Here is a 16288-nt window from a genome sequence, read left to right as displayed (position 1 = left end):
ATGACCAAGACCCGCAAGCCGCTTTTGAAGTATCGCCGGGTCGTCATCAAGATCGGGTCGGCATTGCTGGTCGACCGCGCCACCGGGCTGAAGAAGGCCTGGCTTGACGCCATGTGCGCCGACATTGCCGGCCTCAAGGCCAAGGGCGTCGAAGTGCTCGTCGTCTCCTCGGGCGCGATCGCGCTCGGCCGTACCGTGCTCAACCTGCCGGCAGGTGCCCTGAAGCTCGAAGAGAGCCAGGCGGCCGCCGCCGTCGGCCAGATTGCGCTCGCGCGCGCCTGGTCGGAGAGCCTTTCGACCGATGCCATCGTCGCCGGACAGGTGCTGCTGACACTCGGCGACACGGAAGAGCGCCGCCGCTACTTGAACGCCCGCGCCACCATCAACCAGCTGCTGAAGCTCGGCGCCGTGCCGATCATCAACGAGAACGATACGGTCGCGACCACAGAAATCCGCTATGGCGACAACGATCGCCTCGCCGCCCGCGTCGCCACCATGGTCGGCGCCGATTTGCTGGTGCTGCTCTCCGATATCGATGGGCTCTACACGGCCCCGCCGCATCTCGACCCGAACGCCCGCTTCCTCGAAACGATCGCAGAGATCACCCCTGAGATCGAGGCCATGGCCGGGGGTGCGGCATCCGAGCTTTCGCGCGGTGGCATGCGCACCAAGATCGATGCCGGCAAGATCGCCACGACCGCCGGCTGCGCCATGATCATCGCCTCAGGCAAGCCGAACCATCCGCTGGCGGCGATCGAGGACGGTGCCCGTTCGTCCTGGTTCGCACCATCAGGCTCGCCGGTGACCGCGCGCAAGACCTGGATTGCCGGGCAATTGCTGCCGGCCGGAACGCTTGCCGTCGATGCCGGTGCCGAAGAGGCGCTGCGCTCGGGCAAGAGCCTGCTGCCGGCCGGCGTCCGTGACGTGACGGGCAGCTTCAGCCGCGGTGACACCATCGCCATTCTCGGCACCTCCGGCCGCGAGATCGCCCGTGGTCTTGCCGGCTACGATGCCGACGAAGCCCGCCAGATCGCCGGCAAGAAATCGGCCGAGATCGCCGCGATCCTCGGCTATGCCGGCCGCGCCGCCATGGTGCACCGCGACGATATGGTGATGACCGGAAAACGCGCTGAGGCCGAGGGCAGCCGGAAGGATGAAGTCCATGCTTGACGAGGTGAAAAACAAGGGCGACGTCGAGACCGTCATGCTGGAGATCGGCCGCAACGCCAAGGCCGCCAGCCGACCGCTTGCCATCGCCAGCGCCGAACGCAAGCACGCCGCCCTGATCGCCATGGCCGATGCGATCGTCGCCCGCACGGACGAGATCCTCTCGGCCAATGCGATCGACCTTGAAAACGCCCGCGAAGGCGGCGTCGCCGCCTCTTTCATCGACCGCCTGACGCTGAGCGAAGGCCGCATCCGCGACATGGCAAACGGCATTCGCGCGATTGCCGAGTTCAAGGATCCGGTCGGTGACATCATTGCCGAATGGGACCGGCCGAACGGCCTGCACATCGAGCGCGTGCGTACGCCGCTCGGCGTCATTGGCGTCATCTATGAAAGCCGGCCGAACGTGACGGCTGATGCCGGCGCGCTGTGCCTCAAGGCCGGCAACGCCGTGATCCTGCGCGGCGGCTCCGACAGCTTCCATTCCTCCGGCGGGATCCATGCCTGCCTCGTCGAAGGGCTGAAGGCCGCCGGCCTGCCGGAACATGCGATCCAGATGGTGCCGGTCTCTGACCGCGCGGCCGTCGGCGCCATGCTCTCGGGTCTTGGCGGCACGATTGATGTGATTGTACCGCGCGGTGGCAAGAGCCTCGTCGCCCGGGTGCAGAACGAAGCGCGCGTGCCGGTCTTTGCCCATCTCGAAGGCCTCTGCCACATCTATGTCGATGCCTCTGCCGATCTAGTCATGGCGGAAAAGATCGTCGTCAACGCCAAGATGCGCCGCACCGGCATCTGCGGTGCTGCCGAAACACTGCTGATCGACCGCAACGATGCCGACCGACTGGTCAAGCCGCTGCTGAACGCCCTGCTGTCAGCGGGCTGCGAAGTACGCGTCTCCGACGAGCTCTCAGGCGCGGTCGACGGCCTGAAGGAAGCGACCGACGAGGATTGGGCAACGGAATATCTCGACGCCATCATCTCGGTGAAGCTGGTCGACGGGATCTCCGGTGCGATCGAGCACATCGGCACCTGGTCGTCGGCCCACACGGAGGCCGTCATCGCTGAGGATCCCGAGGTCGTCGAGCGTTTCTTCTCGGAGATCGATTCCGCGATCTTGCTGCATAACGCCTCGACCCAGTTTGCCGATGGCGGCGAATTCGGCATGGGCGGTGAAATCGGCATCGCCACGGGCAAGATGCATGCGCGCGGACCGGTCGGCGTCGAACAGCTGACCTCTTTCAAGTATCGGGTGCGTGGTGCTGGACAGGTCAGGCCCTGAGGTGACGGCAGGCAGGGTGAACGCCCGCTACCTGCGCATGCCCCATGTCGAAGCCGGCATGGTGGTGGGCCTCTTCGGCGGGTCCTTCAACCCGCCGCATGAAGGCCATGTGCTCGTTGCCGACACGGCGATCCAACGGCTCGGGCTCGACCAACTCTGGTGGATGGTGACCCCCGGAAATCCGCTGAAGGACCACAACAATCTGGCGCCGCTTGCCGACCGCATCGCCATGAGCGAAGCGATCGCGCACAACCCGCGCATCAAGGTGACGGCGTTCGAGAGGGCTCTGGGGCAGAGCTATACCGCCCGCACGCTCGAAATCGTGCAGGCGCGAAACCGCGACATTCGCTTCGTCTGGATCATGGGCGCCGACAACCTGAAGAGCTTCCATCGCTGGCAGAACTGGCAGAAGATCGCCCGCACTTTCCCGATCGCCGTCATCGATCGGCCGGGCTCGACGCTCGCCTATCTCTCCTCGCGCATGGCGAAAACCTTCGACTATGCTCGCATCGACGAGGACGACGCGCGGCGCCTCCCCTTCCACCGCGCGCCTGCCTGGACCTTCATCCATGGACCGCGCTCATCGATGAGTTCGACGGCGCTTCGCGCCGCCGGTGGAGTATGATTTCCAGGGATTCAGTTCTGCTGTCTTGAAACAGCTACGGTTTGATGCCTACATTCATGGACGGTTCGATCTTTGTTCGAATCGGAAGTGCCTGTTCTGTTCATGTGGAAAGGAAAGACCCTGACAACAGCACACGCCAAGGGATATGCGGTTACCGCATTCCCGCGCAGCACGGGATCTAGCGACGAAGCCGCTGTCCGTGCGCTTCAACTGGTCCTCGAGAGCCTAGAGGACTCGAAGGCAGAAGACATCGTCAGCATCAACATTGCCGGAAAGTCGGCGCTGGGAGACTTCATGGTCGTTGTCTCCGGGCGATCGAACAGGCATGTGATGGCCATTGCAGATCACCTGACGACCGATCTGAAAGACGGGGGCTTTGGCAATGCCCGTGTCGAAGGTCTGGAAGGCGGTGACTGGGTGCTGATCGACACCGGTGATGTGATCGTTCACATCTTCCGGCCGGAAATCCGGGAGTTCTACAACATCGAGAAGATGTGGGCGGCTCCCGAGATCGAGGACGGCACCTTGCATTGAGACCGACCGGGTCGCCGCGCAGCTGAATGCCGGACGAGCCGAGTTGCGGTCATGCATGAATGTGACGGGCTGGCGCCGCCTTGGGCGGCGTTGTCAGCCGGATATTTGTTGCGACTGATCGTAACCTGCAGGCCCGTCAACCGGACAAGGCGCGCAACGACGCTGCAAGGCTCCACGAATGCGGCATAAGATTCTCCTTGAATCGACCCGATTTCAGGAACTATGCAGTGCGCGTTGCAGCGCAAGCGAGGACGGACAAGGTCATGCGTATCGGACTTTTCGCAGTCGGCCGCCTCAAGGCGGGGCCGGAAAAGGATCTTGCGGCCCGTTATCTCGATCGCTTCTCCAAGACCGGTCCGGCGATCGGGCTTGAGCTTTCCCGCGTCGTCGAAGTCAACGAAAGTCGTGCTTCGAACGCCGAGACGCGCAAGCGCGAGGAAGCCGCACAGCTCGAAAAGGCACTGGCCGAAGGCAGTCTGCTCGTGCTCTTGGACGAACGCGGCAAGGCGCTGGATTCGGAAGGCTTCTCATCGCTTCTCGGCACGTTCCGCGACAGCGGCAAGCGTGACCTGATGATCGCGATCGGTGGCGCCGATGGTCTCGATCCGAGCCTTCATCCCCGCGCCGATGCGGTGCTGAACCTTGGAAAGATGACCTGGCCGCACCAGCTCGTGCGCATCCTGATCGCCGAGCAGCTCTATCGGGCCGTCACCATTCTCTCCGGCCACCCCTATCATCGGGTCTGAAGCGGCGGGGCTGCTTTTCGGGCAACCTCTCCCGGTACACGCGGCGATAACGAGAATATGCTTGGTCGTGCGCGCCAAATCAGATTAGGTTTTTTCCTCATATTTTCGGATGGACGCACGCAACGGATGACGCCCCGAGGCAGGACCAGCGTTTTCGGCATGGGAAGAGACGACGCAGGACGGCTTGCCCGTACTGCGGCGGCCTTTGCGCTTGCGCTTGCGATCGGCCTGCCGGCGAGCGCCCAGGAGGCCACGCCGCCCGCCGCCGCGACCGGTCAGGAGCAGGGCCCGCCCGACCCCGCCGCCGACCTCACGCTTCGCCGCAACAGTACGCGCAGCGAACTGGATGCGCTCTCCAAGACGATCACGCTTTCCCAGGAGCGCGCCAATGCGCTGACGGAAACCATTGCCGAAATCGACAAGACCAACGAGACGCTGCGCGCCGCAATCGTCGAGTCCGCAAAGAAACGCCAGGATCTCGAACAGCAGATCGTCGATGGCGAGAAGAAGCTGAGCGACCTTAGAACCAAGGAAGACACGGTCCGTCGCTCGCTGCGCTCACGCCGGGGCGTGCTTGCCGAGGTGCTCGCCGCCCTGCAGCGGATGGGACGCAACCCGCCGCCGGCGATCCTGGTGACGCCTGAGGATGCGCTCGGCTCCGTGCGCAGCGCCATTCTGCTTGGCGCCGTCGTGCCCGGCCTGCGCAAGGAAACCGAAAACCTGGTGGCCGACCTCAAGGCGCTCGCCGACATCCGCACCGGCATCGACCGGCAGCGCGAGGACCTGACTGCGGCAATGACCGCCAATGTCGAGGAAGAGCGCCGCATGTCGATGCTGGTTGCCGAAAAGGAAAAGCTGCGCCAGACGAGCGCCAGCGAACTTGCGGCCGAGCAGCGCAAGGCGCAGGAACTGGCCTCGCAGGCGACCAATCTCCAGGGCCTGATCGGCTCGCTCGAGGACCAGATCTCCTCCGTTCGCGAGGCTGCCGAAGCGGCGCGCGCGCAGGAGGAAGAACGCCGTCGTATGAGCGAGGCAGAGCGCGAGGCGGCGCGGGAACTCGCCCGCAATGCGGTGCCTGACAAAAACCGCATTGCGCCCGCATATGTGTTTTCGGAGCTGAGGAACAAGCTTGCCTATCCGGCCGCGGGATCGCTGTTGCGCAAATTCGGCGATGCAGACGGCACGGGGCATTCCCTGCAAGGGATCATGTTGGAAACCAATCCCGGCGCGCTGGTGACTGCGCCGTCAGATGGCTGGATCGTCTATGCAGGCAATTTCCGCAGTTATGGGCAGATGATCATTCTCAACCCGGGCGACGGCTACCACGTCGTGCTTTCGGGGATGGAGAAGGTGAGCGTTCAGACTGGGCAGTTCGTCGTCGCCGGAGAACCGCTGGCGACGATGGGCGCAAAAAGAGTGGCGAGCGCTGCGGCCTTGGCGCTGGAAACGGACCGGCCGACGCTTTACATTGAATTCCGAAAAGACGGAAAACCGGTTGATTCCCGACCATGGTGGACCGCAGCAGAGGTTGGAAAGGCGCGAAATGATACGTAGGGCTTCACTTGTTCTGGTCGGGGCGCTGATGGGCGCGACCGCGATGGGCGTGGTTTATTCGGCTGTCGTTCCGGCCGTCGCTGCCAACACCTCGACCTATCGCGAACTGGCAATCTTCGGCGACGTGTTCGAACGCGTGCGGGCGCAATACGTGACGCCGCCGCAGGACGACAAGCTGATCGAGAACGCGATCAACGGCATGCTTTCCTCGCTCGACCCGCATTCGAGCTACATGAACTCGACCGATGCCGAGGACATGCGCACCCAGACGCGCGGTGAATTCGGCGGCCTCGGCATCGAAGTGACGATGGAAGACGACCTCGTCAAGGTCACGAGCCCGATCGACGACACACCTGCGGCCCGCGCCGGCGTGCTTGCCGGCGACTTCATTTCCAAGATCGACGGTGCGGATGTTCGCGGACTGAAGCTCGAAGACGCCGTCGAAAAGATGCGCGGCGCCATCGGCACCCCGATCAAGCTGACGATCCTGCGCAAGGGCGCGGACAAGCCGATCGAACTGACGATCGTCCGCGACGTCATCGCCGTTCGTGCGGTCAAGTTCCGCACCGAAGGCGACGTCGGCTACCTGCGCGTCATATCCTTCACTGAAAAGACCTATGACGACCTGAAGAAGGGCATCGAGAAGATCAAGGCGGAAGTGCCGGCCGACAAGCTGAAGGGCTACGTGCTCGACCTGCGCCTCAACCCGGGCGGTCTGCTCGACCAGGCGATCAACGTCTCCGACGCCTTCCTGGAACGTGGCGAAGTCGTTTCGACCCGCGGCCGCAACCCGGACGAGACCCGTCGCTTCAACGCCACGCCGGGCGATCTGACCGATGGCAAGCCGGTAGTCGTGCTGGTCAACGGCGGCTCGGCCTCCGCTTCGGAAATCGTCGCCGGTGCCCTGCAGGACCTGAAGCGCGCGACCGTGCTCGGCACGCGCTCCTTCGGCAAGGGTTCGGTCCAGACGATCATCCCCCTCGGCGAAGCCGGTGCGCTGCGTCTGACGACGGCGCTCTACTACACGCCGTCAGGCAAATCGATCCAGGGCACGGGCATTACGCCCGACATCAAGGTCGAACAGCCGCTGCCGCCGGAACTGCTCGGCAAGGTCGAGGCTCAGGGCGAGTCCGATCTGCGCGGCCACATCCAGGGCCAGAGCGAGACCGACGAAGGCTCCGGCTCGGTCGCCTATGTGCCGCCGGAAGCCAAGGACGACCTGCAGCTGAACTACGCGCTCGACCTTCTGCGCGGCAAGAAGACGGACCCGTCCTTCCCGGCGAGCCCCGAGCAGGCTCAGCTGAAGAAGTAAGCCTCACAGACACGAAACGAAGCGCCGCATGTTCACCCGAACATGCGGCGCTTCGCATTTGGCCCCATGACTGGGCCGGCCGATGCACTGGTCAAGCCTTCGCCACTAAATTATAGGGTTAGCAAGCGCTGCCGCGGCCACTGATTCTTCGAAGGCATACGGCGTGCGACGGGAGAGGATCGGCACGCGTCCTGGCGCCGGCCTCGCTCTAGCGGCAACATCCCACAGCTCGACCGAGGCTTCGTTTGGGAACTGATCTCAATGCTCCGCTCGGCCAGAATCGGCGGGCCAAGCCAGTGTCGAAGCGCAATCCCCAGCGAACGCTCGGGTTTTCTCTTGCCGGCCTTTGCATCGCCGCGGTGATTGGCCTTTCCGCCTGGAACACGCTTTCGCCGGACGGTTTGCGGCGTGATTCCGCATCGCCGGTCGTAACGGCCGAGAAAGCGAAGAGCCCAGGCGACAAGGCATCCAACCCGGCCAGCGGCCAGACGGGCGTCGGCTCCGGAACGATGGCACCGGGAACGGCCTATTCCGGCGCCGATGTCGAGCGCACGCTTACCGACGACGGCTCCACCGTCACGACGTTCTCGCCGCGCAGCCGCGACGGCAAGGGACCGGCGCTCATCAATGTCGGTCCGATCCGCGGCCAGGATCCGCGCATGGCGGCGATGCCCAATGACGACCTGCTGGAAGAAAGCCCCGCCGGACGCCTGCCGATCATCGGCCCCGACGGGCTGCGGCCGCTCGATCAATATGCGCGCCCCTGGTCGGGCGCGCGCGGCACACGCATCGCACTTGTCGTCGGCGGGCTCGGCCTCAGTCAGACGGGAACCCAGAAGGCGATCCGCGACCTGCCGGGCGAGGTGACGCTCGGCTTTGCGACGGCTGGAAACAGCCTGCAGCGCTGGATGCAGGAAGCGCGCCGCAGCGGCCACGAGATCCTGTTGCAGCTTCCGATGGAGCCGTTCGACTATCCGGCCAACGATCCAGGCCCCAATGCGCTGCGCGTCGGCCTCAGCGAAAAGAAGAACCTCGCGGAACTGCACCGCAACCTCGCCGAGATCACCAATTATACCGGCGTCATGAATTATCTTGGCGGCCGCTTCCTGTCCGATGCCGATGCGCTGGAGCCGGTCATGCGCGATCTCGGCAGGCGCGGCCTGCTGTTCCTCGACGATGGCACCTCGGCGCAGTCCCTGTCCGGCAAGCTTGCCGGCGCCTTCGACGTGCCGCACGGCTTTGCCGACCTGACGCTCGACAGCGAACTCAGCCGCAACGCGATCCTGAAGAAGCTTGATGAACTCGAACGCATCGCCCGCCGCAACGGTACCGCCATTGGCGTCGCTTCTGCCTTCGACGAGAGCGTCGGCGCGATCGCCTCCTGGATCGGTGAAGCGCAGGGGCGCGGCATCGAGATCGTCGGCGTTTCCGCGCTCGTCAAGGATCCGCAACAGAACTAGCTTAAAGCCGTCCCCACGGGACCAATGAACGTTTGCACAGAAGAGGCAGCCGATGAGCAAGGACAAGAAACTGAAGGCGGATGACCTTCCCTATCGCCCCTGTGTCGGGGTGATGGTGCTGAACCGGGCGGGCCTCGTCTGGGCCGGTCATCGTATCGCCGTCGGCAATTCCGAATATGACGGCTCGCCGCAGCAATGGCAGATGCCGCAGGGCGGCATTGACAAGGGAGAGGATCCGCTGAAGGCCGCCTATCGCGAGCTTTACGAAGAGACCGGCATGAGCACCGTCTCGCTGCTGGCCGAAGCGCCCGGCTGGATCAACTACGACCTGCCCGAACATCTGATCGGTATCGGCCTCAAGGGCAAGTATCGCGGCCAGACGCAGCGCTGGTATGCCTTCCGCTTTGAAGGCGAGGAAAACGAGATCGCCATCAACCCGCCGCCGGGCGGACACGAGCCGGAGTTCGACGCCTGGGAATGGAAGCCGATGCGCGACCTGCCGGAGCTGATCGTGCCGTTCAAGCGCAAGGTCTACGAGGAAGTGGTTGCGGCTTTCACGCATCTGGCGCCGTGAACCGGACCTGCCCGTTCCTGAAACGACAAAGGCCGGCGATATCGCCGGCCTTTGTGTTTGCAAGCTTTTACCAGGCTCAGTCGGCTTCGGCCTCATTGGCCGGAGCGGCATTGAGCTGGCCGTATTTCTCTTCGCCGATCTTGTCGAGCAGCTCGAGCTGGGTTTCGAGGAAGTCGATATGGCCTTCCTCGTCGGCGAGCAGCTCTTCGAAGAGCTTCATGGAGACGTAGTCTCCGGCGGCGTGACAGATGTCGCGGGATTTCTTGTAGGCGGTGCGGGCGTCGTATTCGCCGGCGAGGTCAGCCTTCAGCACTTCCTTGACGTTCTGGCCGATGCGCAGCGGCGCAACCGTCTGCAGGTTGGGATGGCCTTCAAGGAAGATGATGCGCGCGACGAGCTTGTCGGCATGCTGCATCTCCTCGATGGATTCGGCCCGCTCCTTCTTGGCGAGAAGCGTATAGCCCCAGTCTTCGAGGAGGCGGTAGTGCAGCCAATACTGGTTGACGGCACCGAGTTCGAGATAGAGCGCTTCGTTAAGCTGCTCGATGACTTTTTTGTCGCCTTTCAAGATCCGCCCTCCGGTTGTCGTCGTGGAATTGTCTGAGGCGGGTCATGAAATCAAATATCTCTGCGTCCGTCGAGTCGCGGTGCGCGTGATATTGCTCGGTGGTGCGGATGATGATGTCGACGACATTGGGGAAACAGCCGCAGCAACGGCCGCGTTTTTCCATCGCGTGGTAGACTTTCGCCGGCACGATCAGCTGCCAACAGTCCTCATCGAGGAGACCAATGATCGTGTCCTCGATCTCTTTTTCCGTGATGAAATTGCAGCTGCAAACCAGCATGTCGTCTCGCCTGTCGTACGCAACGCCCTGTATCAGCGCATAAAGCAAAACAGGACATTTAGTGTCAACTAAAAACTCCGCGAGCGGAAGTTGCGGGTGGATTAGAACGACTCTAAACTTGACAAAAAACTTCGCCTTTTCAGAATTTTAGAGATTCCTGAGCGACTGCGCCTGCAAACCCTGAATGGGTCATGAGGCGCACAGCCTGCGACATTTTTACACACCTCCGGTCGCGACGGCGGGAAACCCTGCCCATGACCTGCGCCGGAAGCATTCCATGGAATCCCTCCGACGTATCTGGCAGTCCTTTCCCCAAACCGCTCCACACAATTGAGAGGCGGCAAAGCCGGGTCGGGCTTTCAATGGAAATTGCGCCCCTTCGGCATCACGTCGGCCACCTCGGCTGTCGCTCGATCCGGGTTGCTGGAACTGCTGCCGGAATGGCGGGGGATCGGTAGGCGCTGGTCGCCTTGCGCCCGCTTCATGCGCGCGTCGCCGGTCGGTCTCAATGCCTCATCGGCACGCTCGCTTGCGCCGAACCGCCGCGCTTCCTTGCGCAACAACCCGAGCATCGGCGTGATATCCTCGATGTGCTCGGCGACCACATGGATGACGCTGCTTTCGCGCTGCAGCCGGCCGCGGATCTTCACGAGACGCGCACCCATAACCACCGGCCGATAGGTCGCAAACACCTTCGGCCACACGATCGCATTGGCAACACCGGTCTCGTCCTCGATCGTCATGAAGATGACGCCCTTGGCCGAACCCGGACGCTGGCGGACGAGCACCAGCCCGGCAACCGTGACCCGTCGCCCGACCGGGGCGGTCGCCAGCATGCGGCTCTGGACGATCCCTTGCGCGGCAAGCGTATCTCTGAGGAAGGAAACCGGATGCGCCTTCAGCGAGAAGGAGAGATAGCGATAGTCGTTGATCACCTGCTCACCTGCCAGCATCTCCGGCAACGCCATCGCCGGCTCCGGCCGCAACTCCTCCTTCGCCGCGCCCTCGAAGAGCGGCAACCGTTCGGCAGCACTCTTTTCATCGAGCGCCTTCACCGCCCAGAGCGCCTTGCGCCGGTCGAGCCCGATCGAGCGGAAGGCATCCGCATCGGCGAGCCGTTCAAGCGCTGAACGCGACAGCCCCGAGCGTAGCCAGAGATCGCGCACCGTTGCGTAACCGGCACCCCGGTTAGCGATGAGCTTCAACTCGATCTCGTCCTGCTTTAGCCCCTTGATCGAGTTGAAGCCGAGCCGCATCGCCTTCGTCGTCTTGATCACGTCCTCCATCTCACGGTGGCGCGGCTCGATGGCCCTTTTGTCGAACCCTCCTTCTTCAAGGTCGGCATCCCAGACCGAGTGGTTGATGTCGACGGGCATGACCCGGACCCCATGTTCCCGCGCATCGCGCACCAATTGCCCCGGTGCGTAAAAGCCCATCGGCTGCGAGTTCAACAACGCGGCGCAGAAGACGTCGGGATAACAGGTCTTGAACCAGGAGGAAACATAGACGAGCAGCGCGAAGGACGCCGCATGGCTTTCGGGAAAGCCGTACTCGCCGAAACCTTCGATCTGCTTGAAGCAACGCTCGGCAAAATCGCGCGGATAGTCGTTCCTGACCATGCCTTCGATCATCTTTTCGTGGAAGGTATGGATGGTGCCGGTGCGCTTGAAGGTCGCCATGGCCCGGCGCAACTGGTCAGCCTCGCCGGGCGAGAAGCCTGCGGCAGTAATCGCGATCTGCATCGCCTGCTCCTGGAACAACGGCACGCCCAGCGTTCGCTTCAGCACGGCCTCCAGTTCAGGACTTGGATATTCGATGGGAATTTTTTTATCCCGCTGCTCCCGCCGCTTCAGATAGGGATGCACCATGTTGCCCTGGATCGGCCCGGGCCGGACGATCGCCACCTCGATGACGAGATCGTAGAAGATGCGCGGCTTCAGCCTTGGCAGCATGCTCATCTGCGCCCGGCTCTCGATCTGGAAGACGCCGATCGTATCGGCGCGACAGATCATGTCGTAGACGTCTTTCTGGTCATCCTTGAAGAGCTGATGCAGCGTTTTCTGCTCGTTGTAATGCCGGTCGAGAAGCTTGAAGGCACGGGCGATGCAGGTCAGCATGCCGAGCGCCAGTACATCGATCTTCAGGATCTTCAGCGTGTCGAGGTCGTCCTTGTCCCACTCGATCATGTAGCGGTCGGGCATTGCCGTATTCATGATCGGCACCACCTCGTCGAGCCGGTCGCGGGTCATCACGAAGCCGCCGACATGCTGGGAAAGATGGCGCGGGAAACTCATCAGCTCGGTGGCGTAATCGAGCACCTTCACCGTCGTCGGATCCTTCGTATCGAGCCCGGCCGCCTGCGCCTCGCGCTCCGAGAGATCGGCGACCGACCAGCCCCAGACGGAACCGGCAAGCGCCGACTGCACGTCTTCTGAGAACCCGAAGGCCTTGGCGGTCTCTCGGCCGGCCGAGCGCGCCCGGTAGCTGATGACGGCGGCCGTCAGTCCCGCATGCTCCTTGCCGTAGGTGCGGTAGATGTGCTGGATCACCTCTTCCCGCTTCTCATGCTCGAAATCGACGTCGATATCCGGCGGCTCGTCCCGTTCGGTCGAAAGGAAGCGATCGAAGAGCAGGGTGGTCTTAAGTGGATTTACCTCGGTGATGCCAAGGCAATAGCAGACGGTGGAATTCGCCGCCGACCCGCGGCCCTGGCACAGGATGTCGGCGCCGCGCGCGAACTGCATGATGTTGCGCACTGTCAGGAAGTAGGGCTCGTAGCGTTTCTCTGCGATCAGGCCGAGTTCGTATTCGATCTGCCTGGAAACCTGTTCGGAAATTCCTTCGGGATAACGCTCGCGCGCGCCCTCCATCGTCAGACGCCGCAGCGTCTGCGTCGGCGTCTCGCCCGGAATGCTCTCATCCGGATATTGATATTCGAGATCCGACAGCGAGAACTTCAGCCTCTCGAAGAAATGCCCGGTATTGGCGATCGCTTCCGGATAGTCGCGGAAGATGCGGATCATTTCGGCGGGCGTCTTCAGATGCCGCTCGGCATTGGCATGCAGCCGATAGCCTGCGGTCGCGATCGTCACATGCTCGCGGATGGCTGTAACGACATCGGCAAGCGGCCGGCGGCCGGCGGCATGAAACAGCGGACTGTTGGTGGCGACGAGCCTGACCGACGCATGGCGGGCAATGGTTGCAAGCCCGGCAAAGGCGAACTGATCGAAGCCATCGTAACGCGGCACCAGCGCCAGATAGAGCCGATCGGCGAAATGCGGTTTCAGTCGCTTGAGAAAATCGGCAAGCAGGGTTGCCTCCGGCGCGCCGATGACAGGACCCGGCAGCACCGCGAGAAGCAAATCCTCGCCCCATTCGATGAGATCGGTCTCGTAGAGCGTGCAGGTGCCCTTCTTGGCCCGCAGGTTTCCGGCGCTCAGCATTCGGCAGAGATTGCCCCAGCCGCGGCGGTTTAAGGGATAGGCGAGCACGTCGGGCAGGTCTTCGGCAAAGGTGAGCCGCGCACCGGGCTGGAAAGCCGACTTCTCCACCTTGGCCTGCGCATGGGCGCGCACCACGCCGGCGACCGTGTTGCGATCGGCAATGCCGAGGCCGCCAATACCGAGGCGGCTCGCCGCAACGACCATCTCACCCGGATGGGAAGCGCCTTCGAGGAAGGAGAAATTCGACCAGGCACCGATCTCGAAATAGGGGGTAGCGTCGCTCATGCGAAGACTCCATGCATGAACCAGCGCGGCGGAGCGCTCGCGCCATAATGCCCCTCGCGAAACAGCCAGAACCGCCGGCCGCTATCGTCCTCCACCCGGAAATAATCACGCTCCAGCGCCGGCTCGCCATCAAGCCACCATTCGCCGGCGATCCGCTCCGGCCCCTCAGCGCGCGCGATACGGTGCAATGTGCGCCGCCAGCGAAAGCTTCTCGGCGGCCCCTCCGGCACTTCGGCCACCGCCTCCACCGGTTCGGGACTTGGAAAGAGCCGCTGCGGCCGGGCGGCGGCAGCAAGCAGGGGCGCCGGGATGTTGTTACCCGGTTCCTCTGCCTTGCCGATCAGCGCCAGATCCGTGAGCGGCCGGAAGCTTGCCGCCCGCTCCGGCACATGGCTTTCCGAGAGCGCCGGCACCATGAGGCTTTCTGCGCCGAAGCGCGCCATGACCCGGTCGGCGAAGGCGGCAAGCGGACGCTCGCGATCCGGCGTGCCAGAGAAATCCTCCTGCATCACCTCGTATTTTTCGCTCTTCGGCACCGAAAGCCTGAGGATTTCGAAGCCGAAGCCGGCATCGAGATCTTCGTGCACCGCCTGCAGGCGTTCGCGGAAGAGACCCGCGACGCGACGCGGCTCGTTGAGCGGCGAGGACGTGCCGGCGGCGATGCGAAAGACCGCACCGTCGACGCGGAAAAGCAGCAGTTCGAACAGGCGCCCGCCCTCGCCGCGCTTCTCCAGTTCCGGTTTCAGCCGCAACGCCAGTTCTTCCGTCAGGCCCAAAATATCGTCTTCACCCTGGACCGGCTCGCCGAGCCGCCGCTCTGCCGAAAGGGCAGCGACGGGCAACCGTGGCGACAGCGGCTCGTCCTCGCGCCCGAGCGCCTGGTCGAGACGCAGAAGCAGGGTTGCGCCGAACCGGCGGGCGAGCGGTGCGCGCGGCGCCTCGATCAGGTCGCCGATCTGCTTGAGCCCGACCCGGCCGAGTGTTTCGATCGTTTCCTGCGGCAGCCGCAGCGCCGCCATCGGCAAGGGTGCCAGCGCTCGCGCCGCCTCGTCCTCGGCAAGGATAGCGTCGGAGCCGAAACGCGCCACCGCCCAGGAGAGCCCGGCGGACGAAGAGATCGCCGCCCGGGCCTCGACCCCCAGATGAAAGAGGCGAGCGAGCAGATCGTCGAGCAGCGCTTTTTCCCCGCCGAGAAGATGGGCGCAGCCGGTGATGTCGAGAAAGAGGCCGCTGTCGCCATCGAGCGCGACGAGCGGCGTGTAGCGGCAACACCAGTCCGCCAGCCCTGCAAGCAGCGCCCGGTCGGCGGCGGGATCGGCCGGCAGCACGTCGATCTCGGGACACATGGCCCGCGCTTCGGCGACACCCTGGCCGATATAAAACCCACGCCTTTCAGCGAAACCATCGAGCGCAACGAGACGCATTGCGCTCTTCACCTTGTCGGCGAAGACGACGGGCGGATGCTCAGGACGCCCGCGGGAAAGCCACGAGTTCCCCCAGCGCTTGCGCGCGACCCGATCGGCCGGAAGATGCGGAAAGGTGAGCGACAGAATGCGCTGGTTCTGGATCTGCCGCAGCAGCGGCTGGTAGGGGCTCGACGGGGTAAAGGCGGCGGTCATGGGGGTTCCACTCCAGGAAGAAGCCGAGCGGCGCAGGAGCCCTGCTCTTCTCGGCAATGACGTGAAAGACGGGATGGCCGATGCTGCCGCGAAGCATCGATCCATCCGGTAGCGGTCGCTCGCGCGCCGGCGCCGGCTCGACGAGGAAGCGGAAGAAGGCGCTGCTCGCCTCCTCGTGTCCGGATTGGCGCAGAAGCAGAAGGGGGACGTGGCCAGCGCGCGAGCGCACATGCAGGCGTCGGCTCTCGCTGAGTGCCAGGGCAGCCGGGTTGCCGCGAATTTCAAGGATGACGGCACAGAAGCTCGGCACGGAAAGCGCGGCCTCGGCGATCCAGAGCGCATCCTTTATCGTGCGTGGCAGGCTGAAGACGAGGCCGCGGACATCGAGACCAAAGGCCTTCAGACCCAACCCATAGGGCATGCCCGCCTCGGCGGAAGCCATCGGCTGGCTGATCCAGAGAACGGGGGCGGCCGGCTCGCCCTTTTCAAGCCGCGCCCGTTGACAGAGCACGCTGAGTGCTGCGGCAAAACCGGCGGCTGCACCGGCATCGCGCGTCTCGGCATTGCGGATTTCCGTCATGCCTTCGAGCGGCAGGCCGCCTTCGAGAAGATGGTCCAGATCGGGAACGCCGAGCGCCAGCGCCTTGCGGCCAGGCTCGTCTTCTTCCCGTTGACGGAAGCCGCCGGGATCGGCCGCCTTGGCGGCGCGCACGACACCCGGAAGCCGACGGTTTTCGATCCTGGCTATGGTTTCTCGGAGCGAAAGTACCGTCTCCCGCTGCACGGCTGTGTCGGCCATGACGGTCAACTCCCATCAGAATGTTCATGTTATGTTCTATTAGATT

The 16288-nt window shown here is 63.7% G+C and carries 14 protein-coding genes; 9 read left to right on the top strand and 5 right to left on the bottom strand.

What is annotated here, in order from left to right; all coding sequences use genetic code 11:
- From proB to IB263_RS17680, 9 genes are all read left to right on the top strand, one after another.
- The gene (gene proB, locus IB263_RS17720; RefSeq protein ID WP_060521426.1) at positions 1-1170 is read left to right on the top strand and encodes a glutamate 5-kinase; all 1170 of its coding nucleotides are present in this window, start codon (positions 1-3) and stop codon (positions 1168-1170) included.
- Complete coding sequence (locus IB263_RS17715; protein WP_192438777.1) at positions 1163-2446, top strand: glutamate-5-semialdehyde dehydrogenase; 1284 nt, start codon at positions 1163-1165, stop codon at positions 2444-2446. The genes proB and IB263_RS17715 overlap by 8 nt, the downstream gene beginning before the upstream one ends.
- A gap of 16 nt (positions 2447-2462) precedes the next feature.
- Positions 2463-3071: a nicotinate-nucleotide adenylyltransferase gene (locus IB263_RS17710; RefSeq protein ID WP_113135856.1), complete on the top strand. Its 609-nt coding sequence runs from the start codon at positions 2463-2465 to the stop codon at positions 3069-3071.
- 102 nt (positions 3072-3173) lie between these two features.
- On the top strand, positions 3174-3605 hold the full coding sequence (gene rsfS, locus IB263_RS17705; protein ID WP_034802667.1) for a ribosome silencing factor: 432 nt from the start codon (positions 3174-3176) through the stop codon (positions 3603-3605).
- A 263-nt stretch (positions 3606-3868) separates the two neighbouring features.
- Positions 3869-4351: a 23S rRNA (pseudouridine(1915)-N(3))-methyltransferase RlmH gene (gene rlmH / locus IB263_RS17700; protein WP_192438776.1), complete on the top strand. Its 483-nt coding sequence runs from the start codon at positions 3869-3871 to the stop codon at positions 4349-4351.
- 159 nt (positions 4352-4510) lie between these two features.
- Positions 4511-5905, top strand: coding sequence for a murein hydrolase activator EnvC (locus tag IB263_RS17695; protein WP_060521429.1), 1395 nt, complete (start codon positions 4511-4513; stop codon positions 5903-5905).
- Positions 5895-7217, top strand: coding sequence for a S41 family peptidase (locus IB263_RS17690; protein ID WP_034802677.1), 1323 nt, complete (start codon positions 5895-5897; stop codon positions 7215-7217). Before IB263_RS17695 ends, IB263_RS17690 begins: the two co-directional genes overlap by 11 nt.
- Positions 7218-7462: 245 nt before the next feature.
- Positions 7463-8677, top strand: coding sequence for a divergent polysaccharide deacetylase family protein (locus tag IB263_RS17685; RefSeq protein ID WP_192438775.1), 1215 nt, complete (start codon positions 7463-7465; stop codon positions 8675-8677).
- A gap of 52 nt (positions 8678-8729) precedes the next feature.
- The gene (locus tag IB263_RS17680; protein WP_090295277.1) at positions 8730-9251 is read left to right on the top strand and encodes an RNA pyrophosphohydrolase; all 522 of its coding nucleotides are present in this window, start codon (positions 8730-8732) and stop codon (positions 9249-9251) included.
- A 76-nt stretch (positions 9252-9327) separates the two neighbouring features.
- Here IB263_RS17680 and bfr read toward each other — a convergent pair whose 3' ends face one another.
- The 5 genes from bfr to IB263_RS17655 all read right to left on the bottom strand — a co-directional run bounded on the left by bfr (position 9328) and on the right by IB263_RS17655 (position 16242).
- Entirely contained in the window at positions 9328-9819 is a 492-nt protein-coding gene (bfr, locus tag IB263_RS17675) for a bacterioferritin (protein WP_034802698.1), read from the bottom strand.
- Positions 9785-10096: a (2Fe-2S)-binding protein gene (locus IB263_RS17670; protein WP_034803108.1), complete on the bottom strand. Its 312-nt coding sequence runs from the start codon at positions 10094-10096 to the stop codon at positions 9785-9787. The genes bfr and IB263_RS17670 overlap by 35 nt, the downstream gene beginning before the upstream one ends.
- Positions 10097-10455: 359 nt before the next feature.
- Positions 10456-13824, bottom strand: a complete 3369-nt coding sequence (locus tag IB263_RS17665) for an error-prone DNA polymerase (RefSeq protein WP_192438774.1) — start codon at positions 13822-13824, stop codon at positions 10456-10458.
- Entirely contained in the window at positions 13821-15374 is a 1554-nt protein-coding gene (locus IB263_RS17660) for a DNA polymerase Y family protein (protein WP_246811039.1), read from the bottom strand. The genes IB263_RS17665 and IB263_RS17660 overlap by 4 nt, the downstream gene beginning before the upstream one ends.
- Positions 15289-16242 (bottom strand): ImuA family protein, encoded by a 954-nt coding sequence (locus IB263_RS17655; RefSeq protein ID WP_112976146.1) that lies wholly within the window; start codon positions 16240-16242, stop codon positions 15289-15291. The genes IB263_RS17660 and IB263_RS17655 overlap by 86 nt, the downstream gene beginning before the upstream one ends.
- Between the last annotated feature and the right edge of the window lie 46 nt (positions 16243-16288).

It is taken from the genome of Ensifer sp. ENS03, assembly GCF_014852035.1.
Lineage (GTDB): Bacteria > Pseudomonadota > Alphaproteobacteria > Rhizobiales > Rhizobiaceae > Ensifer > Ensifer adhaerens.
Note: the sequence above shows the minus strand (reverse complement) of the source record. Positions and strands in the feature narration are given on the sequence as shown.

Bases quoted from the DNA above. Each gene is read 5' to 3' on its own strand.
- IB263_RS17665 (WP_192438774.1), bottom strand. From the start codon at position 13,824: ATGAGCGACGCTACCCCCTATTTCGAGATCGGTGCCTGGTCGAATTTC.
- IB263_RS17670 (WP_034803108.1), bottom strand. From the start codon at position 10,096: ATGCTGGTTTGCAGCTGCAATTTCATCACGGAAAAAGAGATCGAGGAC.
- IB263_RS17715 (WP_192438777.1), top strand. From the start codon at position 1,163: ATGCTTGACGAGGTGAAAAACAAGGGCGACGTCGAGACCGTCATGCTG.
- IB263_RS17695 (WP_060521429.1), top strand. From the start codon at position 4,511: ATGGGAAGAGACGACGCAGGACGGCTTGCCCGTACTGCGGCGGCCTTT.
- proB (WP_060521426.1), top strand. From the start codon at position 1: ATGACCAAGACCCGCAAGCCGCTTTTGAAGTATCGCCGGGTCGTCATC.
- IB263_RS17690 (WP_034802677.1), top strand. From the start codon at position 5,895: ATGATACGTAGGGCTTCACTTGTTCTGGTCGGGGCGCTGATGGGCGCG.
- rsfS (WP_034802667.1), top strand. From the start codon at position 3,174: ATGTGGAAAGGAAAGACCCTGACAACAGCACACGCCAAGGGATATGCG.
- IB263_RS17680 (WP_090295277.1), top strand. From the start codon at position 8,730: ATGAGCAAGGACAAGAAACTGAAGGCGGATGACCTTCCCTATCGCCCC.
- IB263_RS17655 (WP_112976146.1), bottom strand. From the start codon at position 16,242: ATGGCCGACACAGCCGTGCAGCGGGAGACGGTACTTTCGCTCCGAGAA.
- rlmH (WP_192438776.1), top strand. From the start codon at position 3,869: ATGCGTATCGGACTTTTCGCAGTCGGCCGCCTCAAGGCGGGGCCGGAA.